The 20,427-nt window shown below is 66.2% G+C and carries 23 protein-coding genes; 3 read left to right on the top strand and 20 right to left on the bottom strand.

Going from position 1 to position 20,427, the window contains the following annotated elements; translation table 11 throughout:
* The 16 genes from VHK65_14590 to VHK65_14515 all read right to left on the bottom strand — a co-directional run bounded on the left by VHK65_14590 (position 1) and on the right by VHK65_14515 (position 12,774).
* Complete coding sequence (locus VHK65_14590; protein ID HVS07371.1) at positions 1-1,545, bottom strand: MFS transporter; 1,545 nt, start codon at positions 1,543-1,545, stop codon at positions 1-3.
* On the bottom strand, positions 1,505-2,203 hold the full coding sequence (locus VHK65_14585) for an LppX_LprAFG lipoprotein (GenBank protein ID HVS07370.1): 699 nt from the start codon (positions 2,201-2,203) through the stop codon (positions 1,505-1,507). The genes VHK65_14590 and VHK65_14585 overlap by 41 nt, the downstream gene beginning before the upstream one ends.
* Positions 2,203-4,092: a selenocysteine-specific translation elongation factor gene (selB, locus tag VHK65_14580; GenBank protein HVS07369.1), complete on the bottom strand. Its 1,890-nt coding sequence runs from the start codon at positions 4,090-4,092 to the stop codon at positions 2,203-2,205. Before selB ends, VHK65_14585 begins: the two co-directional genes overlap by 1 nt.
* Positions 4,089-5,441, bottom strand: a complete 1,353-nt coding sequence (gene selA / locus VHK65_14575) for an L-seryl-tRNA(Sec) selenium transferase (GenBank protein ID HVS07368.1) — start codon at positions 5,439-5,441, stop codon at positions 4,089-4,091. Before selA ends, selB begins: the two co-directional genes overlap by 4 nt.
* A 2-nt stretch (positions 5,442-5,443) precedes the next feature.
* Positions 5,444-6,106 (bottom strand): site-2 protease family protein, encoded by a 663-nt coding sequence (locus tag VHK65_14570; protein ID HVS07367.1) that lies wholly within the window; start codon positions 6,104-6,106, stop codon positions 5,444-5,446.
* A 72-nt stretch (positions 6,107-6,178) separates the two neighbouring features.
* Complete coding sequence (locus VHK65_14565) at positions 6,179-6,592, bottom strand: polymer-forming cytoskeletal protein (protein ID HVS07366.1); 414 nt, start codon at positions 6,590-6,592, stop codon at positions 6,179-6,181.
* 86 nt (positions 6,593-6,678) lie between these two features.
* Entirely contained in the window at positions 6,679-6,975 is a 297-nt protein-coding gene (locus tag VHK65_14560; protein ID HVS07365.1) for a hypothetical protein, read from the bottom strand.
* A gap of 256 nt (positions 6,976-7,231) precedes the next feature.
* On the bottom strand, positions 7,232-8,062 hold the full coding sequence (locus tag VHK65_14555; protein ID HVS07364.1) for a biotin/lipoate A/B protein ligase family protein: 831 nt from the start codon (positions 8,060-8,062) through the stop codon (positions 7,232-7,234).
* Positions 8,055-9,152 carry a redox-regulated ATPase YchF gene (gene ychF / locus VHK65_14550; protein ID HVS07363.1) on the bottom strand — a complete coding sequence of 366 codons (1,098 nt, stop codon included), beginning with the start codon at positions 9,150-9,152 and terminating at the stop codon, positions 8,055-8,057. Before ychF ends, VHK65_14555 begins: the two co-directional genes overlap by 8 nt.
* 12 nt (positions 9,153-9,164) lie before the next feature.
* Entirely contained in the window at positions 9,165-9,302 is a 138-nt protein-coding gene (locus VHK65_14545; GenBank protein HVS07362.1) for a hypothetical protein, read from the bottom strand.
* A 15-nt stretch (positions 9,303-9,317) separates the two neighbouring features.
* The gene (gene ssb / locus VHK65_14540; GenBank protein HVS07361.1) at positions 9,318-9,695 is read right to left on the bottom strand and encodes a single-stranded DNA-binding protein; all 378 of its coding nucleotides are present in this window, start codon (positions 9,693-9,695) and stop codon (positions 9,318-9,320) included.
* Positions 9,696-9,770: 75 nt separating this feature from the next.
* A complete protein-coding gene (locus VHK65_14535) occupies positions 9,771-10,337 on the bottom strand; it encodes a M23 family metallopeptidase (GenBank protein ID HVS07360.1) in 567 nt (188 codons plus the stop codon).
* Positions 10,334-11,185, bottom strand: coding sequence for a conjugal transfer protein TrbL family protein (locus VHK65_14530; GenBank protein HVS07359.1), 852 nt, complete (start codon positions 11,183-11,185; stop codon positions 10,334-10,336). The genes VHK65_14535 and VHK65_14530 overlap by 4 nt, the downstream gene beginning before the upstream one ends.
* A 40-nt stretch (positions 11,186-11,225) precedes the next feature.
* The gene (locus tag VHK65_14525) at positions 11,226-11,456 is read right to left on the bottom strand and encodes a hypothetical protein (GenBank protein HVS07358.1); all 231 of its coding nucleotides are present in this window, start codon (positions 11,454-11,456) and stop codon (positions 11,226-11,228) included.
* Positions 11,456-11,851, bottom strand: coding sequence for a hypothetical protein (locus VHK65_14520; protein HVS07357.1), 396 nt, complete (start codon positions 11,849-11,851; stop codon positions 11,456-11,458). The genes VHK65_14525 and VHK65_14520 overlap by 1 nt, the downstream gene beginning before the upstream one ends.
* 44 nt (positions 11,852-11,895) lie before the next feature.
* Complete coding sequence (locus tag VHK65_14515; protein HVS07356.1) at positions 11,896-12,774, bottom strand: DUF4166 domain-containing protein; 879 nt, start codon at positions 12,772-12,774, stop codon at positions 11,896-11,898.
* A gap of 8 nt (positions 12,775-12,782) precedes the next feature.
* Here VHK65_14515 and VHK65_14510 point away from each other — a divergent pair, with 8 nt between their 5' ends.
* On the top strand, positions 12,783-12,911 hold the full coding sequence (locus VHK65_14510; GenBank protein ID HVS07355.1) for a hypothetical protein: 129 nt from the start codon (positions 12,783-12,785) through the stop codon (positions 12,909-12,911).
* 52 nt (positions 12,912-12,963) lie between these two features.
* Here VHK65_14510 and VHK65_14505 read toward each other — a convergent pair whose 3' ends face one another.
* A complete protein-coding gene (locus tag VHK65_14505) occupies positions 12,964-13,884 on the bottom strand; it encodes a TIGR01777 family oxidoreductase (protein ID HVS07354.1) in 921 nt (306 codons plus the stop codon).
* A 65-nt stretch (positions 13,885-13,949) separates the two neighbouring features.
* A complete protein-coding gene (locus tag VHK65_14500) occupies positions 13,950-15,452 on the bottom strand; it encodes a diguanylate cyclase (protein ID HVS07353.1) in 1,503 nt (500 codons plus the stop codon).
* A gap of 165 nt (positions 15,453-15,617) precedes the next feature.
* Here VHK65_14500 and VHK65_14495 point away from each other — a divergent pair, with 165 nt between their 5' ends.
* On the top strand, positions 15,618-16,382 hold the full coding sequence (locus tag VHK65_14495) for an ABC transporter ATP-binding protein (GenBank protein HVS07352.1): 765 nt from the start codon (positions 15,618-15,620) through the stop codon (positions 16,380-16,382).
* Entirely contained in the window at positions 16,366-18,069 is a 1,704-nt protein-coding gene (locus VHK65_14490) for a hypothetical protein (GenBank protein ID HVS07351.1), read from the top strand. Before VHK65_14495 ends, VHK65_14490 begins: the two co-directional genes overlap by 17 nt.
* On the opposite strand, the gene VHK65_14485 is transcribed toward VHK65_14490, so the two are convergent.
* On the bottom strand, positions 18,055-19,215 hold the full coding sequence (locus tag VHK65_14485; protein ID HVS07350.1) for a thymidine kinase: 1,161 nt from the start codon (positions 19,213-19,215) through the stop codon (positions 18,055-18,057). The two genes, VHK65_14490 and VHK65_14485, sit on opposite strands and share 15 nt — an antisense overlap.
* A 24-nt stretch (positions 19,216-19,239) precedes the next feature.
* Entirely contained in the window at positions 19,240-20,427 is a 1,188-nt protein-coding gene (locus tag VHK65_14480; protein ID HVS07349.1) for a M20 family metallopeptidase, read from the bottom strand.

The raw sequence follows: 20,427 nt of genomic DNA, 5'->3' as shown, positions 1-20,427 counted from the left end.
CTATCGCCAGCGAGGACGGGGCAGCGGCCGCAAGGTCGCCGCGGCCAGCAGTGCGCCAATGAAAAGCGCAACGGCCGTGGCGCGAAAGATCAGGTGGTATTCGTCAAAGATGGCGGCCTTCACCTTGAAGGTGTAGATCGCGAATTGCGTCGCGAAGTTCGGGTTCAGGCCGGGCAGCGGCGGCAGCAGGTGCGCTGTCGCCCGGTGAAATTCCCACAGCCCAAAGCCGGCCACCAGAGAGAAGCCGACCAGCATGCCAACCAATCGCATGATGATCAGGAAGGACGCCCCGGCGCCGCGTTCCGACTCACCGACGGCATCCAGCAGGGCCGCGCTGACCGGCGCGATTTCGATGCCAAGCCCAAGACCGGTGAGGAACAACTCGGCGTCGGCCACCGTGATGGGCAGGCCGAGCAGGTGCGGCTTGAGCGAGCCTTCGTTCCAGCCGGACAGCATGAGAAATCCGGCGGCTGCGAGGACCAGGCCGAGTGCCGCGACAACGCGGTAGCTCCGCATCCGTTGCGCCAGCCAACCGCCAAGCAGAGCCCCGATGGGTATGCCGAGCATCAGACGGAAGAGGAGCAGCGCCGCGCCACTGGCATTCATCGAGAAGACGGCGTTCGCGAGCACCGGAATATAGACAAGCGCCACCATCAGGCCGGCACCCGCGATCGCGTTCGTCAGCGCCGAACCGCTGAAGGACGAATCCCCAAAGCGGCGGACGTTGATCAGTGGGTGAGAGCTTCGGCGCTCATGCCAGACAAAGGCGGCGAAGAACAGGATCGCCAACGGCGCCTGCCAGAAGAAGCCTTCGCCTACCGGGCTCTGCTCGGGGTTGGCGGCGTACAGCGCCAACGTGAGTGAGGCAAGGCCGGCGGTGGCCAGGAGCACACCGAGCCCGTCGAGCTGCGCCGGTCGGCGCGGCTCGCCGCCGCTACGGATTTCCGGCCAGAGCCCCCACAGGAGCAGCGCGGCAAATGGAATGTTGATCCAGAAGATCCAGGTCCACCCCAGAAGGGCCGCGATGAAGCCGCCCCACAGCGGGCCCAACACGCTACCGATCTCCTGCAGCGCGCTGACCGCGCCGAGCACCGGACTCCGGCCTCCCGCGGGATAGAGGTCCGCCGCGAGCGCGAGCACCGCGGGCACGAGCGCGCCACCGCCGGCCCCCTGGAGGACACGGCCGGTCACGAGCTGCCCGAGGTTGGGTGCCGTCGCGGTCAGCAAGGATCCGAAAGCGAACAGCACCATCGACAGCGCGAACACGCGGAGGCGGCCCAAGCGATCGCTGAGGCCGCCGGCGAGAGGCATCGCCGCCAGGTAGCCGAGCAAGAAGCCCGTGATGATCGGCGTCGCCCGCTCGAAATGGTTGGCCGGAATGTTCAAGGTCGTCAAGATGGACGCCCGCGGATCGGTTGAGTTGAAGAGGACCGTGACGACGACATAGGCGTCGAGGGATGCGAGGAAGAGCCCGGCGCCGCTCAGGGCGAGCAGGACCGACCGGTTAGCCGAGCGGCGGCGGAGTGACCGAAACGGAGTGATCATGATTGGAGAAGTCGAACGTGATGGTCGCCGACTTTGAGGCATCGAAGAGGCTGCCGGTCAAACGTGCTCGCCACAGGTTACTTCCCTGGCTTTCGATCCAGTAGGTGGCCACAAAGGTGCCCTGGTCGCGGATCAGCGTCAGCAATTGGTGCATCCGAACCGCTGAGACCTGGCCCGCGACGGGATAGGTGTCGTGGCCGGCGATCTTTTCGCTGTTGCCGCGCGTGGGCGACGTGGTATCGCGCATCGCGGCGAACAGACCCGCCTGCGGATCGAATAGCGTTCGGGCATCAAAAAACGCGGCGAGCTGGGCGTCGGTGAGCTGCTGCCAGCCGCCCGTGAATGACTTCAGATAGACCTTCTCGGCGGCGAAGACAACCTCGACCTCCAGCAGGATGGTGCCCTCCTTGAGATTCACCCGCGCGTGAAGATCGGGCGGATGCGCATCGCCCTGCGCACTCTGCACCGGCTCGCTGGCGCCGGTGAAGCCCGTGATCTGCATCTGGAAGTGAAATCCGTTCAAGTGAAGCATGTGCTGGCTCGACTGGTTGAGCAAGGTCGCCGCGTCCGGCGGCTGGGGGCCGCACGCCGCGAGCCCCAGGATGAGGGCGAGGCCGGCGAGTACGCCGCGAGACCGCGAGGCACCGCCGGCCAGCATCAATTCCTCAGGATGCGGTCGTCTCCGACCCGGCGCGTGATCTTCTGCGCGTCCAGCCACTCGAGCAAGGGAAGAACGTAGCGGCGGCTCGATCCCAGCACATCGCGAGCGGCGGCGACCGTCAGCGTGCGGTGCTCGGTGAGATGGTCGCGGATCCGGCGGACGGCGTCATCGTACGCCGAGCGGGCGAACGCCGTGTCATCGTTGACGCGAACCACCCGCCCATCGACGACGAGGTACTGGAGGAGTGCGGGCGTCAGCTGGTACCGACGGATGAGGTCTGGTAGCGGCGGCGGGTTGAAGGGCTGCCCTTGCAACTCGGCGACAAATGCCGCAATCGCAGTCTCCTGTTCGGAGGTGAGTGCCGGGTGGTGGGCGGTGGCGGCGACCTCGCCCCCCTCGTCGACAACCGTCTGCTCGGCGGCGAGCGTCGTGAGCAGCGCGGCAAACATTTCGGCCGGGATCCCGGTGCGGCTGCGCAGCTCTTCCTTCGGCATCCCACGCCGAAGCGGTTGCGCCTTGTGGTATGCGGTCAGGCCACTCAACACGCGCGCCACCGAGCGCTCCCACTGCTCGCGGGTCAACCATCGCGAGGCCATCCGTCGCACGGCCCCGCGGTCTCTCAGGGGCGCGAGAACCGTCTCCACCTGTTCCGGAGACAGGCCCAATCGGCCAGCCAGCTCCGCCCCCACCAGGCCCCAGGGGTGCTTACCGAGCTCGAGAACCGCGGCGGTTGCCGGATCGGCGCGCTCGCGGGCGGCGAGATCCGCCAGGACCGCCGGGTCCCGCCGCCGGTGACGGCGTGGCGCGCTGTCGACGATCACGCCGCCCGCGACCGTGGCGGCCGGTGAGGGCACCCGCAGGATGAAGCGGTCACCGTCGAGGGCCACCAGCGGCTGCGTGGCAAAGAGCTGGACCCAACCCGCCTCGCCGCCGCGAAGTTCATCTCGCTCGAGCAGGCTCAGCTCGATCATTACCTCACTGGTCTCGTGATACATCTGCAGGCGCTGGTGGTGCCTTAATGGCGGGACACCGGGCAGCACCTCGAGGCGCGCGTCCAGGCGCCGGCTCGACGGCAGTGTTCCCGGAAGCGCGAGCACGTCGCCTCGCCGGACCTGCGAGTGGTCGAGCCCGCTGAGATTGACGGCAGTCCGGCTCCCCGGCCGGGCTTCGTCGACCGGCTGGTTGTGCTGCTGCAGGCCGCGGATGCGCACCCGGCGGCCGGCGGGCAAGAGGGCGAGTTCGGCGCCCTGCCGCAGGGCACCGCCGACCAGGGTACCGGTGACCACCGTGCCGAATCCCGACATGGCAAATGAGCGATCGACCGGCAAGCGCGGCCGTCCGACATCGGGACGCGCGGCGGTTTTTGCGAGCTCCGCGTCGAGCGCCGCCCGAAGCTCGTCTAAGCCGGCGCCGGTGGCGCTCGACACCACCATGATCGGCGCCTGCTGCAGCGAGGTTCCGGCGATCAAGCTGGCCACATCCTCACGCACCAGGCCAAGCCAGGCGTCATCCACCAGGTCGGCCTTGGTCAGCACCACGAGACCATGCTCGATGCCGAGCAGGTCCACGATCGCGAGATGTTCCCGCGTTTGCGGCATCGGCCCCTCGTCCGCCGCGATCACCAGCAGGACCGCGTCCATCCCGTGGACGCCCGCGAGCATGTTCTTGAGAAAGCGCTGATGGCCCGGTACGTCGACGATCCCGACCCGCCGGCCGCTGGGCAATTGCATGTAAGCGAAGCCGAGGTCGATGGTCATGCCGCGGCGCTTCTCTTCCTCTAATCGATCAGGGTCGATTTGCGTCAGCGCCAGCACCAGCGATGACTTGCCGTGGTCGATGTGGCCGGCCGTGCCGACGACGAACGAGCCTACCGGGAGGTCGGTCATGCCAGTGCCGCGAGCACGGCGTCGATGACGACATCGTCCTCATCGGACAGCACCGTGCGCGGATCGAGCAGAACCCGCTCCTCAACAATTCGCCCGATGACAGGCGGCTCGTGGTCGCGCAAACGGCGGAGCAGCTCCGCGGCACCACCGCGCGCCGGCGTGATCGCGAGCGCCATCGTGGCCAGCCGCTCCCCCGGCAGCGAACCGCCACCGACAGTGGACTCCGCGGCGACGACCTCGACCGCGGCGCCACGCTCCATCAGCCGGCTCTGCCACGCACGTGCGCGCGCGGCAATCGACTCCGTTGCCGCGCCGAGCATGTCCCAGACCGGCAACCGGGATAGGGATTGGGTCAGATAAAGGTCGAGGGTGGCGATCAGCGCCGCCAGCGTGAGCTTGTCAACGCGGAGCGCCCGCGCCAGCGGATGCTTCATCGCCCGGCCCACCAGCGCCGCACGACCGAGCAACAGGCCCGCCTGCGGCCCACCCAGCAACTTGTCGCCGCTGCAGGCGACGAGGTCTACCCCGGACCGAATGCTGTCCTGGATGCGGGGTTCGTCGGCCAGTCCGTAGGATGCGGTCTCGAGGAGCGAACCGCTACCCAGATCGTGAAGGAGCAGCACCTTGTGTTGCTGGGCGATCTCTACCAGCGCCTTGAGCTCCACGCTTTCGGTGAACCCAATCACCTGGAAGTTGCTGGCGTGGACTTTCATGATGGCGGCGGTGCGGGGCGTGATCGCGGCGGTGTAGTCCTCGGCGCGGGTGCGGTTGGTGGTGCCGACCTCGACCAGCCGAGCGCCCGAAAGGCGCATGACATCCGGCATCCGGAATCCGCCGCCGATCTCGACCAGCTCGCCGCGCGCAACGATGACCTCCTTGCCCTTGGCCAGGGCCGTCAACATCAAGAGCACCGCCGCGGCGCAATTGTTGACAACCGCCGCCGCCTCCGCGCCTGTCAGATGGCGCAGCAGGTCGCTGACGAGGTCATGCCGCCGGCCTCGGCGGCCGGTCCGCGGGTCGAACTCCAGCGTCGAGTAGCGACCGGCAATGGCGGCAGCGGCTTGCGCCGCAGCAGGCGCCAGGGGGGCCCGGCCGAGGTTGGTGTGAAGGATCACCCCGGTGGCGTTGACCACCGGCCGCAGCCGCGGGCGGCGCAGCTCCTCAATCGCGTGCCCGATGGCCGACCAGCGGGCCCCGGGCTCGGCGATAACGCCGCCCCCACGCTCCTCCTCGAGGATGCGCTGCACCGCGAATCGCACCAGCGGACGGCCATGCTCGGCGATCAGCGCGGCCGCCGGCTCGTCCTCGAGCAGTTGATGAACGCTGGGCAGAGCCCGCAGGGTAGCCATGGTCAGCCCCCAATCGGAAACGGCGGCGAGGAGAGGATGAACCGCACAACGGGCGTGTAGATGGACGCGAGCAAGCTCATCCCCACAAAGCTGCTGAGCAGCAAGACGAGCACGAGTATGAGCATGATGGCCTGCCGGTTGCTGTCGATCCGGAAGAAAAACTCCGGAAAGGTCCGGCGGAAGAGGGCGGACACGAAGCTGTACCCATCCAGCGGCGGAATCGGGAGAAGGTTGAAGACGGTGAGCACTACGTTGAGAATGAAGGCCACCCAGAGTAAGCGCCAGGGGGGAAATCCGAGGTCAAAGCTCCCGGCGCGAAGCAGTAGCTTGATCGGGATCGCCAGCACGAAGGCGATCATAAGGTTGGTGAGGGGGCCGGCCAGCGCCACGAGCGCGGCATCGAAGCGCCCCCGCATGCGCCGAGGATCGATTCGGACTGGCTTCGCCCAGCCGAAACCGATCAGGAGGATGGCGATGGTGCCGAGAGGGTCGAGGTGATTCCTAGGGTTCGGGGAGAGGCGGCCGTCGAGTCGGGGCGTCTGGTCGCCCCGAGCGACGGCCACGGCAGCGTGCGCCATCTCGTGGGCGATCAGCCCCAGGAGGAGCGCTGGAATCAGGTAGAGAGCGCTGACGAGGAACTGGACTGGATCCCCGGATATCAACACGCCGTAAGTATCGGCAAAAAGGAAAAGGGCCCGGACGCGTCCGGACCCTGTTGACGAATGAAACCCGACGGGTCAGGCGGCGGCGCCAACCTCCGCGCGGACCCCTACCGAGACGGTGGAGGACGCGGATTCCTCGGCATGGACGGCGCTCTTCCCACGGAGGATGCCGCCCTCGTCGATGATCAGCGAACCGACGACGATGTCGCCGAACACTTTGCCGGTGGCCAGGATCTCGAGGCGGCCCGTGGTGTTCACGTTGCCCTGGATCGTCCCGCCGACGACGACATTCCGCCCGCTGACATTGCCTTTGACCCGGCCGTGCTCGCCGACCGACAGGTCACCTTCGGTTGTCAGGTCGCCGTTCATTTCGCCGTCGAACCGGATGTTGGAAGTCGACTGCAGCCGGCCTTCCAGCTTGATCTGGTTGCTCAGCACCGTCTCAGCGACGATGGGAGCCGCTTCGCGCGGGGACCTCTTGTCGAACACGGAAACCTCCTGCCAAGTTGTTAGCGTCTTGGGGCAGAACGGTTACCTGATCGGCTTTCTTGCACACGCGGGAAATCCCGCGACCCTCACGCCTGGAGCAAACCGCGCAGCACGATCGAGCCAGCGATCAGTAGCACGAACATCAAAGCGGCCGTGATCGCGATCCGCCGCAGGTCCGAACGGAAGTACGGCACGCGGTCCATCGGGATCGCGGCATCCTCGGCTGGCAGCGGGCCGGCCTGCTGCCGGCCGCGGGGACCGCGCGGGAGCGGCCGCGCAACGGGCGCCGGCTTGGCAGCAGCCGCGGGTGGGACCTGGACCGGCTTGGCCGCCTGGGCCGACGGTCCCGACGCTTCAGGCTGCGACGCGGGCGCGGGTGGCATCCCAGCCGGGCGGGCGGCACGCCCACCACCGGATGATCCGCGCTGGGGCTTCCTGAGTTGCGAGCGTCTGTTTTTTCGAGACATGCGGAGCGTACGCCGAGTGGAGTTTAGCGCGAACGTGGATAAGCGCTTGACACGTCCAACAGGCTGTGGTACAAACTGCCCCGGGTACAAGATATAGCGTGTGCCCGAAGCCGCGAGCCAACAAGGGCCAGATCCTGCAGCCGTCCTGCCATCGCCGCTGCAATGCCCCTCCTCATCTGGTCCTTGTTGTTTTTCCAGCCACTGCCGGCGTCAGCCCGTGCGTCCAGGAGACTGACTGATATTTCGAGTTGGCCAGGGCCCTCGCCGCCGCGAGCTCGGTCGGCTCGAGGGGGGCCGGCACCAGGCTAACGCCGAACCGCCCGGCAAAGGCGTCGCTGATGGCGGCCGCGATCCGGGCCGGTTCAGTCAGACCCACCTCGGCAACGCCGACCACCCCATCCTCGATTCCCGCAGAGCCATCGGGCAAGCGCAGACACGCGGTGAGCTTGTCGATGCGCGGCTCGACCAGGATGCTGCCGTGCTGGAGGATGCCGCCGCCGCGCCGCATCTGGGCACTTCCCACGAGCTTGCGCCCCTGGAGGAGAATCTCGTGGGCTGAGGGGCGATCGAAGCAGACGGGCCCGTGCGCAACCGGGCCACGTGCGGCGAATTGTGGAGCGAGCGTAGCCGGGACGCCCAGATGGCGTAGGCCGTCCTGCAAGGCGAGGCTAAGCCGGTAGTACGAGGGCAGCACGCCGCCATCGTGCCCCAGCAGCGACGCCGGCAGCGCGACGCTGTAGGTGAGCTCGCGATCATGAAGGATGGCTCGACCGCCGGTCGGGCGCCGGACCACGTCGACGCCTAGCCGGCGACATCCATCCGTGTCGACGACATCGAATGGCTGGAAATAGCCGAGCGAGAGGCAGGCGGGCATCCACTCGTAGAAGCGAAGGGTGGGCGGTGCCGCGCCGGCGGCCACGCCATCCAGGAGGATCTCGTCGACGGCCATGTTCCAGGCGCCATCGGCCGGTGCATCGACCAGCAGGCGCCAGGCGTCAGACATTGAAGCGAAAGAGACAGACGTCGCCATCTTTCATCACGTAGTCGCGTCCTTCGAGCCGCACTTTGCCCCGTTCCCGAGCCGCGGCATAGGATCCGGCCGCAATGAGGTCGTCGTAGGCCACGATCTCGGCCTTGATGAACCCACGCTCGATGTCGCTGTGGATCACGCCGGCGGCTTCGGGGGCCTTCGCGCCCTCGCGAACCGTCCAGGCACGGACCTCTGGATCGCCCGCCGTGAGGAAGGTGACGAGGTTCAGCAATCGATAGGCCGCATGGATGAAGGTCGGAAGCGCCGCCTCTTTCAGGCCAGCGTCCTCGAGGAACACCGCCGCCTCTTCGTCCGGCAGCTCACGGATCTCCGCCTCGAGGCGCGTTGAGAGCGCGATGACCTCGGCATGCTCGGTGGCGGCTTCCTCACGGAGGGCCTGCAGCTCGGGAGTCTCCTTTCCGATCTGATCCTCACCGATGTTGGCGACGTACAGCACCGGCTTGGCGGTGAGGAAAGAGAAGCTCTTGAGCAGCTTGGCCTGCTCCGCCTCGAAACTCAGCGTGCGAATCGGTTTGCCTTCATCGAGGTGAGCGGCCAGCCGGTCGAGAAGTTCGAGCTCCTCCTTCTCCTTGGCCCCTGGCTTGAGGCGCGCGGTCCCGCTGATCTTCTCGCGCCGCTTGTTGACCACGTCGAGGTCGGCGAGCGCCAGCTCGAGATTCACCATGGCCATATCGCGGCGCGGGTCCAGCTTGCTGTCGACGTGTTGCACGTTGGCGTCGCTGAATGAGCGCACCACCATGGCCAGGGCGTCGAGATCGCGAATGGTCGAGAGAAACTGGTTGCCCATTCCCTCGCCGCGGCTGGCGCCGGCGACCAGCCCGGCGACGTCGACGAATTTCATCATGGTCGGCGTGACTTTCTTGGGCTTATACATCTCCGCCAGCACGTCGAGCCGCTTGTCTGGCACTTCGACCATCGCGGTGTTCGGCTCGACCGTGCTGAAGGCGTACGAGGCGACGCCCGCGCCCGCGCGCGTCAAGGCGTTGAACAGAGTCGTCTTACCGACGTTAGGCAAGCCGACGATACCGACGCCAAGCGTCATTGCTACCGGAGTTTAGTGGCTCAGGTAATCGTCGACCTCCATCGGGTCGGGCCGGAATCCCCGGTCTGGAACCAGATAGCCGAGCTCCTCGGAGGTCTCGTCGTAATAGGTTGGATCGTCCGGATCGTAGGGATGCGGTTCGGGGATCATTCTTGCTGTTGCTCCTCAGGCAGTGACCGGCTCAGCGGCCGGCTGACCGTTCTCGACGGGACTCTCGGTCTTCGGGCTGAGCATCTTCATCTGGTCCATCACGACCTCGGTCGTGTAGCGGCGCAAACCGTCCTTGCCGTCCCACTCGTGACTGCGTAGCCTGCCCTCGGCATAGATCAACTTGCCGCGGGTCAAGAACTCCTGGCAAATCGAGGCCAAGCGATCGAAGGCCACCAGCGAGTGATACTGAACGTCCTCCTGCCGGTTGCCGTCATCGTCCTTCGAGTAGCTATTGGTCGCGAGCCGAAGCTTCGCGATCGTCAATCCCTTGGGGCTGACGACGATCTCTGGGTCACGTGTCAAGCGGCCGACCAAAATCACACGGTTGACCATTTTCTTACTCCCTACCATTGAGTGCCCCCACCCTGCCCTCCCCCCGAGGGGGGAGGGATATTTGAGAGTCTCGGCTTATCCACCACCTCCCAATGCCGCATGTTGGAGAAGCGGGAGCGGATCGACCGGAACCCCTGCGATGCGCGCCTCGAAGTGGAGGTGCGGTCCGGTGCTGTTGCCGGTCGATCCCATGAGGGCGATCGCCTGTCCCGCGGCAACGACGTCGCCCGGCTGCACGAGCGGCCAGTCGAGATGGCCGTACAGCGTGCTGAGCTGAGGATCGCGAGTGAGGAGAATGTAAAGGCCGTAGCCCCCGCGTTCGCGGCGTACGGTCACGGTGCCTCGCGTGGCGGCATAAATCGGTGTGCCGAGCGGCCCCGCCAGGTCGACTCCACTGTGGAAGTGGTGACCGGGGCACGCCGCCGACCAGGGCTCGATCGCGAGCGTCGTGCAACCGAAGGGCTGGGTGATGATCGCCTCCTTCACCGGCGGCATCAGGACGCCGGCTCCATCCTGCCGGGCCTGCACCACCATCCCGGCGATCAGCAAGGGCACCATCAGGCAGGCAGCGCCGCCGGCGAGCAGGGGCCGCCGGCAGGACCAGACGAACAGCGCCAGGCGCGTCGAGGTCAGCAAGATCATGCGCTCGAACTCCGTGTCGTCGCGGTCGCCATGCCGGCTTTGATGGCCCGCTTGGCCCAACCCTCGGCGACGTGCTGCGCCTTCGACTCGAAATGGGAGGACGCGTTCATCAGCCCCGGCACCTTGATTAGGAGGTAGAGCACCGCAACGCCGTAGAGCGCCTCAAGAGGCCGGGCGCCGAGTTGATCGGCAAACAAACTGGCGAAACGGAGCACGAGGACCTGACCAAACTGCATGAAGACGGTAAGGAGAAAGAGGCGCAGCCATGACTGCGCGTATCGCTTGGTTTCCGGAAGGATCATGCAGATCGAGGCCAGCGGCGCCACCGCGAGGAGCACCGCCAGCAGGGCGAACCGCACGACGTAGGTAAAGGCGACGATGACGAGCATCACCGCGATCGCCAGCCGTACCACGACCTCGAAGAGCGGCAGGCCAAAGCCGTTCGACATGGCGAAGGTCCACGGCATCCGGGGCGACCCGCCCGGAAGCGCCTGCGTCCAGATGGTGTGGACCAGGGCATTGTTCAAGTCGATCGCCATCTGGCCGAACAGCAGCGCGAAGTGAGCCATGGCGATGGCGGCCATCGCCCGTGGCAACACGACCTTCAAGGTGTAATGGGCACGAAAGCTGTGTTCCCACAGGCTGCGAAGGGAGGCCCAGGTGAAAACCAGCACTAAAAGAAGGTCCGCCATGCCAAGCGTCAGGTGGTACATCGCTTGCAGCGCCGGCTCCTCGGTCAGTGGACGCGGGGTCAGGGTCGAAAGGTCGTGCGTACTCAGCAGGTAGGTCTCTACATTGCCGGCAATCGAGTCGCGGACGTCGTTGATCAGGTTGTTGAAGAAGCCGATGATCAGGGCGGAGAAGATCTCTAGCAGGTTTCAAGTCCGCTCAGTGATTGACCGAATCCACCAGCACGCGGACCAGCATGCCGGCCATCTCCACGCCGATCGTGCCGAAGACGATCCGGCCGATCCATCGCTTGGCCTCCATCACGCTGCGAGGCTCGATGGCGATCATCTTCCAGATAAAGGCGCAAACGAACGCCAGGGCGCCAATGCTGCCCGTCAGTCCCTGCGCGTAGCTGGTCCAGACCTCGATCAGGTGTTTGAGCTGATCCATCAGCGCTTCTTGGGGAAACGCTCGGCGATCTGGGCCTCGACGTAGCGCTCGATGGCACCGGTCACGCCCCGCAGGATGTCCCATTCCTGCATCGCCAGGTCATGGTCCTGCTGACCGAACTTGCGAAAGAGCTCAGGCCCCAGCCCGGGCGGACTGGCGCTCGGTGGTGTCGGCCGCGGAACGGGGACCAACGGGATACCAACGCTTGGAATCACGGCCGGTCGTGTCGTCGGCAGGACGAGCGGCGGCGGGCGAAAGGCGATGCGGTGTGGCTGCATCGCCAGGTGAATCCCGACTCCGGTGAAGGCGGCGAGCACGGTGACCTCGCCCCCGATGAGGGCGAGCTTCCACGATGGGCGCATGGGGGACTCCTCGAGCGGCTTGGCGGGCGGCAACGCTGCCATCCTTACACAGATCTGTGTATTTGTCAAGACGAGAACTAACGGCCCTGAACCAGTTCTCTCCACCCGCCAGAAAATCGCGCGGCTCTGACTAGGAACGCTGTAAAGGCCGGCCACCAGAAACAATCGTTCGTCACGATGGTGAGGCCGAAGACGAGCGGCAGCGTGTGTGCGTTCAGTGCCCATAGGAATCCGAGTGGGCCGAGGATCTTGCCAAGAAGTGCGATCGCGACCAGGTGCCGATGCGCGACCGGATCACGCGCGACCCACCAGTACGCCGGTGCGTAGACGAGAACCATCATGCCCAGCGCTCGCCAGATGGCGGTCTCGGTGGGGGATGTCATACGAATGAGCGGGAAGAATGCCAGCGGCCAAAGAATCGCCATCAGTCCCCAGGCAAGGTTGTACGCGGCGGCTGCGTAAAACCACGGGCGGTACCTATCGAGATAGATCCCCGGAGACGCTTCGTGTGGCGGGGCATCGAGCGACTCGCGCTGAACCGTGAACGTTCCCGAGTAGCCGAAAATCCGACCGAGCCGAGGGTGCGTGACAACGAGGTCGAGTTCCATGCGGCCGTTCGGTCGGGCATGCTGTAGCGCGCCAACCTGGAAACGCAGCCAGCGCGGAAAACGCAGCCGCAGTCCGCCGATCCGCAGGCAGGTTTCGCCGGTCGTGATCTGGATCGCATCCCTCGACTGAACTCGCAGATGCCATGGCACCTGTAGTATCCCGCGAGGTCCCAGGCGCTCGATCACGCTTGAGCCCTCGTAGGCCATCGTCGCGTTGAACCGCCGCTCGCGCGCAAAGGCGAAGGTGCGCCGCCAGACATCGCCACCGTGGCCGTCAGGCTCGATCGTCAGCGAGACGGGAACATCGCGGCCGGTCTCGGGGAACAGGATGTCAGCCCAGGCCAGCACGGTGAACAATGGCCGCAGCCAGCCGTGCCGGCCCAGATCTGGTGCATGGTTCCGTCAAGGCGCACGCGATGACGACGGTCGGCGCCAAGGAATTGATCCGCGAGCGGTCTCGCCAGGCGGTCGCGGTAATTGCCTAGAACTGGAGCAAACGGTGAGGATGGGCCGAGCCGGGATTCGGCCCGGTTGGGGTCAGCGGCGCCGGAAGGTTTCCTCAAGGGCCTCATGAAGCCCACCCAATCGAAACCGGTAACCATATCCCAGGGCCTTCTTCGGTTCGGCGTGGCGGCCATGCAAGAGGAGCTGTGCCTCTTTGCCGAGCACCAACTTGAGCGCGAACGACGGAACGGGAATCAGGGCGGGACGATGGAGCACGCGACCAATTTCCTTCGCGACCTCCCGCTCGCGCCGGATATCGGGGGCCACGGCATTCACCGGACCAGTGACGCGGGGGTCCTCCAGCGCGAGCCGGTAGAGCCCGATGATGTCGTCGATGTGAATCCAGGTAAACCACTGGCGACCATTACCCAATGGACCACCGACAAAGAGTCGAAATGGTAGGGTCAACAGTCGAAACGCAGACGCTTCGCGGCCGAAAACCATGGCGGTGCGAATCCGGACGACGCGGACGCCGAGTGGTTGCGCCTTTTCCGCCTCGGCTTCCCACTGCTGGCTCAGCCGCGCGAGGAACGAATCGCCGGCGCGGCTCTCCTCCGTGATCGCCTCGTCGCCGCGGTCACCGTAGTAGTCGATGCCCGAGGCGCTGACGAGCACGGACGGCCGACGTTCGGCCGGCGTGCGCTCGAGCGCCTTGACCAGCGTGGCGGTCGCGGAAAGCCGGCTGGACAACAGCTCCGCCATCTTTTGTCGCGTCCATGGCCAGCTGCCGATACTCGTCCCGGCGAGATTGACTACTCCGGCAGCTCCCGCTACTTCCTTAACCCACTCGCCGTTCTCGGTGCGCGGATCCCAGGCGACGTAACGGGCCCCCTTCTGCGGATTCGTCGTTTGAGGCCGCCGAGTGAGTACGACCACTTCGTGACCGTCCTCGACCAGGCTCGCGACCAGGTGACGGCCGATAAAGCCGGATCCACCGCTGATCAGGACTTTCATCCTCTTACTATCCTCTGCCAGACCAGCCGGCAGGGCGATCGGGCGGCGTCCCGATCATGGGCCCGTTAGGGGTTGAAGCTACGCGTGCGGCGTTCGGTGCGAGCCTGCTGCAGGCTTTCCTCGGCGAGCGCCAGCAGTGAAACCCGATCGAGCTGGCCGCGCTCACTGGCAGCCACGCCGGTATCGACCGCGAGGCGCACGATGTCGCCGTTCGGGCTGGCCGCATAGGGATGCTCCTCCAGCATCAGGCGGATCCGGTCGGCCTGCCGAACCGCGATCGCCCGGTCCGCCTCCGGGATGACGAGGGAGAACTGGCCGTCCCTGATGCGGGCCAGCGTGTTCACCTTGCGCGTCTTGGAGCGGATGACGGCGACGAATTCGCGGAGGATCCGGCTGAGCCCGACTTCACCGTACTTGCCTCTAAGAACCTCGAACGCCTCGATCTCGAAGATCATGACCGCGAGGTCGTGGTTGTGGCGAGAGGCGCGGCTGATCTCTTTTTCGAGGAGCTCCTCCAGGAACGCCTGGCTGTACGCCCCCGATTGCACGTCGAGTAGGGCGAGCTTCTCAGCCTGGATCAGCTTGCGGCCCATCATCAGCGCGTACAGACCCTCGCCGACGAAGCTCTCCAGCGCGGCCAGCGGTTCCTCGAGGTCATCGCGTGGACGGTCGAAGCCGACGACGATGGCGCCGACCGTCCCTTTGCCCTTCTGCTCGGTGATCGGGACGCCCACGATGCTTCCCTCCTTGACGACATCGTCTGTCAGATATCGGGACCAGGCGCTCTTCGAAATGTCAGGGACGCTCACGCTTCGGTCGGCGTGTCTCACCCATTCCGCGATTCCCTCCAGCAGCCGTCGCTTCGCCTCGACCAGGTGGTCCGGCGCGGGCTGATCGTAGCCCGAGGCCAGGTCCGCCCCGTTGTCGTCCAGCAAGAGGACCAGGCCGTAGTCGGCACGGGTTAGATAGAGGATGGCGTCGACGACGTGCTGCGACAGCATCTGCGAGTTTGACTCCGCGATCTGGGCTTCCAGCCGGCGCAGGGTTTGGCCGACGCGCTCTTCGGCCTGCATCTCGGCGAGCAGGTTCAGCCCAACCGAAACCAGCTCTCCCGCTCCCAGCAGCTTCTCGGCATCGTGTTCCTGGACGGCGTCGGCGGCCTGAATCAGGTCGTCGGGAAAGATCTTGAGCTGGAAGGCGAGCTCGGCAAACTCCTCAACGGAGTTTGGCGCAAACTTCACAGCCGGGCCCAGGACGGCACCGATCTGGACCTCCTTTTCGTTGCGCACCGGGGCGATGAAGTGCCCGACGCCCGACTTGCAGACCCCCATCGTCTCCTCGGCGCGCCTGAGGAACTCGGGGTCGTTGTAGAGGGGACAGGCCTTGCGCTCCTGGAGCATCCGGCAATACCGGGGGTAGTCTTCGACCGGCGTCAGCGGGTGCGCGTCAAGGTCGAAAACCTGGAGCTTGAGCCCGGTGGAGGCCTGGAAGCGGTCCACCATCCGCGCGAACTCCGGGCTGCTGACGAGGACGCCGAGTTCGCCCTCCTGCGGTTCTGCCTCCATCATGCTGACCGGCCTTTTCGGTGTGGGTCACGGAAACAACGCTGTAACGGCGCAAAACCTGTTACGCAGCGGCGCCCTCAGGCCCAATTCGAGCTGAATTCAGCGGAGGCCGCCCTTCGAGGGCCATTTTAGGCCGGTTTTTCGAGCTGCCCCGCTAGACTTGGCACGGTGCTCTCCACCCGGCTCCTGACCAAGCGGTACGGCAGCCTGACGGCCGTGGAGGACCTGGATCTGGAGGTTTCGGCCGGGGAGCTGTTCGGCTTCCTGGGGCCCAACGGCGCCGGCAAGACGACCACCATCAAGATGCTGGTGGGCCTGCTGCGCCCCACCAGCGGCAGCGCCCGGGTGGCGGGTGTCGACATCATGGTGGAGCCGGAGCGAGCGAAGGCCCGGATCGGGTACGTGCCGGATGCTGCGACGCTCTACGACAAGCTGAGCGCCCGCGAATTCCTCGAGTTTTCGGGTGACCTCTACCACGTCGAGCGCCGCCTTCGCGATCGCCGGATCGAGGCACTGTTGAAGCTCTTCGACCTGCACGAACGCGCCAACGACTTCCTTTCCGGCTACTCGCGCGGCATGCGCCAGAAGGTGTCGCTGGCCGCCGCCCTGCTGCATGACCCACAGGTGCTCTTCCTCGACGAACCCACCGTAGGCCTGGATCCACACAGTGCCCGCCAGATGAAGGACATCCTCCAGGACTTTTGTAAGGAGGGGAAGACGGTGTTCTTCTCCACCCACATCCTGGAGATCGCGGAGCGGATGTGCACCCGGCTGGCCATCATCAATCGCGGCCGGCTGGTCGCCATGGGCAGCCTGCAGGAGCTGCGGCACATGGTCGGACAGGACGGGCAATCGCTGGAGCAGATCTTCCTCGAGCTGACCGGGAGCCGCGAGGAAGACGTCAGCGCGGTCTTGCGTGGCCTCGAGGGATAACCCGATCGGCCGGCTCGTTGCCGGGCTCGATGTCGGGCTGCTGCTCTGGCGTGCCCAGCTGCAAATGTTCCTCAATCAGACCCTCCGCAGCCACAAGCCGGGACGAATCGCCGGCGCTATCGTGAGTGCGGCCGTCATCGTGGTTGCCTGGTCGTGGGAGGCGTTCATCACCTGGCTCGGGGTCCAGGCGTCGCATCGCTCACCGATCCAGATCGACACGGTGCATCTGCTCAACCTCGCGTTTCTCGGCTACACGGGCGTCCTCATCTTCAGCAGCCTGGTGTTCAGCCTCAATGCTTTGCTGCTCAATTCGGACCTGGACCTGCTGCTCGCGTCGCCGCTTCCCGTCGAGAGTGTGCTTGCCGGGCGGATGGTGGTCCAGGTCCTGCGACTCCTGCTGCTGAGCCTGGTGTTCACCCTACCGGCCCTGCTCGTCCTCGCGATCGCCAATCACAATTTCGCGATCCCAGTGGTCTTCGCCGCGCTCTACCTGCTCTATCCCGTCTCCATCGTCGTCATCATCTCCCTGGCAAGCCTCCTCCTCGTCCGCTTCATTCCGGTGGGACGGGGACGCGAGGTCGTGACGATCTTCGGCGTGGTGCTGGCGCTGGGCATCAACGTGCTCAACTTCCTCTTCAACCCGGCATTGCGCGATCCCGGCTTCGCCCGCCGGGGCGTACCACCATCCTTGCCCGATGTGCCGGCCGCCAGCGCGACCTGGCTGCCCTCCGGGTGGGCCGGGCGGAGCGGAGCGGCGATTCTGCGGGGCGACTGGTCCGTCGCGGCCGAGTGGGCGCTGGTGCTCCTCGCCGTCTCGCTCGCGATCTTCGTCGCGGGAACGATGCTCAGCGGCCGGCTCTACCTTGCCGGGTGGATCCAGGCGGTCCCGCCGCGGCGACGCCGTCCAGCGGGGGCACGCACCCGCCGGCTCAGCGGCGCGCTTCCGCTGCTGAGTCCGCTGCTGGCATCGATCGTCGTCAAGGACTGGCGCATGCGAACCCGCGACCTGGCCCAACTCGTGCGCTTTGTGATGCCGGTCGTGTTCATCTTCGTCATCTTTGGGCTGCGCTTTGGCGGCTTGCGCAGTGCCGTCCAGAGCCTGGGCGACGGGCCGGCGGCGGCCATGGTCGGCCTCGTTCCGGCCTGGATCCTGCTCTTCTCCCTGAGCATCTCGCTCGGGCTGACCGCCGTCAGTTTGGAGGGCAAGAGTATCTGGGTCTACGCGGTGTCGCCGAATACGACCCTGCGCTTTTTGCAGGGCAAGTGCTGGTCGGCCGCCTTGCCCACCGCGCTCCTGGTTGCCCTAGTCGCGCTTGCCGCCGAGATCCTCATCCGGCCCGGTTGGTTGTGGGCAGCCACGGCGATTTTGCTCGCGGTCGCCCAGGCGGTCACGGTCACCACCCTGATGGTCGGCATCGGTGCGGTCTTCGCCCGCTTCGATTGGACCGATGCGCGACGGATGTTGAGCCCGGTCGGGGTCGTCATCGGCATCGCCTTCTTTGGCATCATCACCGGCGGCAGCGCCCTCCTGCTGGCGATCTCGTTGGCGCTTGCGAGCGCAACCGGGTTCTCGACATTCACCACCTGGCTGGCGGCGATGACGCTCGCGGTGGGCGGTGCTGTCGCCGTGGCGGTTCTCGGGGTATTGATCGGCAACGAGCGCCTGCGCGGCCTAGAGCTCGGCTGACTCCTCGACCATCGATGCCGGTTCTGGTCTGCTGACGACCCCGACGCGGTGATGGTGGCGGCAGCGCGCTTCGTACGTGGCCGCGCCGCCAATCACGACGAGCGGGGAATCCGCGGACGCCGGCTCGCCGTCGACCAGCCGCTGCGTACGGGTCGCCTGTCGCGAGCCGCAACCCGGGTACTGACATGATGCCTGCAGCTTGGTGAGCCGGTCCGCGTAGGCGGCCAGCAGCGGCATCGGTCCGAACGGCCGGGCGAGGAAGTCCAGGTCGAGGCCGGCGACGATCACGTGACGGCCGCGATCGGCCAGCTCCTCCGCCAGGCTCACGATTTCCGGCCCGAGGAATTGCGCCTCGTCGATACCGATCACCCGAGTGTCGTCTCGGAGCTGATCGCGGAGGGCCGCCACATCCGGCACCGCGATCGCCGGAAAACGGACCTCGCGGTGCGAGGCTACCGCCTCGATGGCGTAGCGATCGTCGAGCGCGGGCTTGAATGCCTGGATCGTCGAGCCGGCGTAGCGCGCCTGGTCGAGCCGGCGGATCAATTCCTGGGTCTTGCCGCTGAACATACAACCGCTAATCAGGTCGAGGCTGCCAGACGGCTCGTCGAACCACACTTCCTGGAAGCTGGCCGCGCGGGCTTCGGCCGTGTGATGTCGCCGGCAGACGGGCAAGAAGCGCTCGGGCGTGCCATTCACCGGGTGAAACCGTTGCGTGCGGCTGGCCAGGTTTCGACAGCCGGGCTGGGCGCAGACGCCGTCGTCGAGCTTGAGCGCAAAATCGGCGGCGCACATCAACTCCGGCAGCGGGCCGGCCGGTTGGCCGGTGTAGTCGAGCTCCCAGCCCGCGACCACGACGTCGACGCGATGGATGGTCGCCAGGTCGTTGAGCACCTCGACCAGGCGATCGTCGTACAGCTGCGCGCCATCGATGGTCACGAGTTCGGCGGCGGGGTCGAGCTGGTCCAGCAGTTGGTTGGCGTCCGGCGGACCGGCCAGGAGTTGGTTGTGGCGTCCCTGCCGCTGGGCGCGTTCGGCTTCGGCCTCCAGCTTCTTGGTCTTGCCGGAGTGGGTCGGGCCGGAGAACACCGTGAGGCTGCCGAGGCGGCGGCGCTCGCGATCCTCGCGGTAGCGCTCGTTGATCATGGGCTTAGTTTCGCCGAGGCGGGCTCAGGTGCGGCGGAACTCCACTTTCGCCTGCTCGACCAGGCTGGGGTCAGCGAGCAGATCCGCGCCGGTCATCGCCAGCGCCTTGGCGGCGTCGATCATCGCCTGGTAGCCGCGCGGCGAGCCCGAAGCCTCCAAAAACGCCTGCGAGTGACCCGGCACATCCTCCGACGCGATGGCGAGCGTGGGATGGAGCGCGGGAACCACGTGGCTGACGTTGCCCATGTCGGTCGAACCAGCGTTTTCCCAGGGCACGCCTTCCACCGGATCGATCCCGACCCGACGGAGGTTCTCCTCGAACAGCCGAGCCAGCACCCCGTTGTTCCGAAGGTCGGTGTAGGCCGACTCTTCGTAGGTGAGATTCAGGCTGCAGCCAGTGGCGAGCGCCGCCGCCTGAAAGATATTCTTCACCTTCTGGAGCAGTTCCTCCATGTATGCCTGATCGCGGGCCCGCACCAGGAATTCGCCGCTGGTGCGCTCGGGAATGATATTGGGGGCCGTGCCGCCCTCTTTGAGGAAACCGTGGAGCCGGGCACCCTCCTTCATCTGCTGGCGGAGCAGGCTGATCCCGTTGTAGGCGAGCACAAAGGCATCGAGCGCGTTGATCCCCTTTTCCGGATCCCCCGAGGCGTGCGCCGCCCGACCGATGAACTCGAAGTGCATGTGGGTGACCGCCAGCGCCCAATGCAGCACCTGGGTGCGCGTGTCGGGATGGAACATCATCGCCGCGTCGACTTCCTGGAAGATGCCGGCGTTGATCAGCCGGATTTTGCCGCCGCCACCTTCCTCGGCGGGCGTGCCGATGACAAGCACCCGTCCGCGCAAGCGGTCTAGCGACTCGGCCAGCGCAATCCCGGCCCCGGCGGAGGCGGTGGCGATCAGGTTGTGGCCACAGCCGTGGCCGAGGCCACGGAGGGCGTCGTATTCGGAGAGGAAGGCAACCGTCGGGCCGGTTCCATTCCGGCGCGTCGCGACGAAGGCGGTCGGGGTGTCGGCCACGCCGACCTCGACGCTGAAGCCGTGTTTCTTGAGCAGCTCGGCCAGCCAGGCGACGGCCTGCCGCTCTTCGTAGGCGATCTCGGGATTGGCGTGGATATCGCGGCCAATCCGTTCGAGTTCCGGCCGCAATGCGTCGACGCGGGTGCTGATGGAATCCTTGAGCTGGCCGGTCGACGCTTGAGCAACTGACAC

Source organism: Candidatus Dormiibacterota bacterium (assembly GCA_035544955.1).
GTDB lineage: Bacteria > Chloroflexota > Dormibacteria > CF-121 > CF-121 > CF-13.
This window is presented reverse-complemented; position numbering and strand designations above follow the sequence as displayed.

What these genes read in the sequence shown, in the direction of transcription:
- VHK65_14590 (HVS07371.1), bottom strand. Translation starts at nt 1,545, where the DNA reads ATGATCACTCCGTTTCGGTCACTCCGCCGCCGCTCGGCTAACCGGTCG.
- VHK65_14585 (HVS07370.1), bottom strand. Translation starts at nt 2,203, where the DNA reads ATGCTGGCCGGCGGTGCCTCGCGGTCTCGCGGCGTACTCGCCGGCCTC.
- selB (HVS07369.1), bottom strand. Translation starts at nt 4,092, where the DNA reads ATGACCGACCTCCCGGTAGGCTCGTTCGTCGTCGGCACGGCCGGCCAC.
- selA (HVS07368.1), bottom strand. Translation starts at nt 5,441, where the DNA reads ATGGCTACCCTGCGGGCTCTGCCCAGCGTTCATCAACTGCTCGAGGAC.
- VHK65_14560 (HVS07365.1), bottom strand. Translation starts at nt 6,975, where the DNA reads ATGCCACCCGCGCCCGCGTCGCAGCCTGAAGCGTCGGGACCGTCGGCC.
- VHK65_14555 (HVS07364.1), bottom strand. Translation starts at nt 8,062, where the DNA reads ATGTCTGACGCCTGGCGCCTGCTGGTCGATGCACCGGCCGATGGCGCC.
- ychF (HVS07363.1), bottom strand. Translation starts at nt 9,152, where the DNA reads ATGACGCTTGGCGTCGGTATCGTCGGCTTGCCTAACGTCGGTAAGACG.
- VHK65_14545 (HVS07362.1), bottom strand. Translation starts at nt 9,302, where the DNA reads ATGATCCCCGAACCGCATCCCTACGATCCGGACGATCCAACCTATTAC.
- ssb (HVS07361.1), bottom strand. Translation starts at nt 9,695, where the DNA reads ATGGTCAACCGTGTGATTTTGGTCGGCCGCTTGACACGTGACCCAGAG.
- VHK65_14535 (HVS07360.1), bottom strand. Translation starts at nt 10,337, where the DNA reads ATGATCTTGCTGACCTCGACGCGCCTGGCGCTGTTCGTCTGGTCCTGC.
- VHK65_14525 (HVS07358.1), bottom strand. Translation starts at nt 11,456, where the DNA reads ATGGATCAGCTCAAACACCTGATCGAGGTCTGGACCAGCTACGCGCAG.
- VHK65_14510 (HVS07355.1), top strand. Translation starts at nt 12,783, where the DNA reads ATGGCCGCAGCCAGCCGTGCCGGCCCAGATCTGGTGCATGGTTCCGTC.
- VHK65_14505 (HVS07354.1), bottom strand. Translation starts at nt 13,884, where the DNA reads ATGAAAGTCCTGATCAGCGGTGGATCCGGCTTTATCGGCCGTCACCTG.
- VHK65_14500 (HVS07353.1), bottom strand. Translation starts at nt 15,452, where the DNA reads ATGATGGAGGCAGAACCGCAGGAGGGCGAACTCGGCGTCCTCGTCAGC.
- VHK65_14485 (HVS07350.1), bottom strand. Translation starts at nt 19,215, where the DNA reads ATGATCAACGAGCGCTACCGCGAGGATCGCGAGCGCCGCCGCCTCGGC.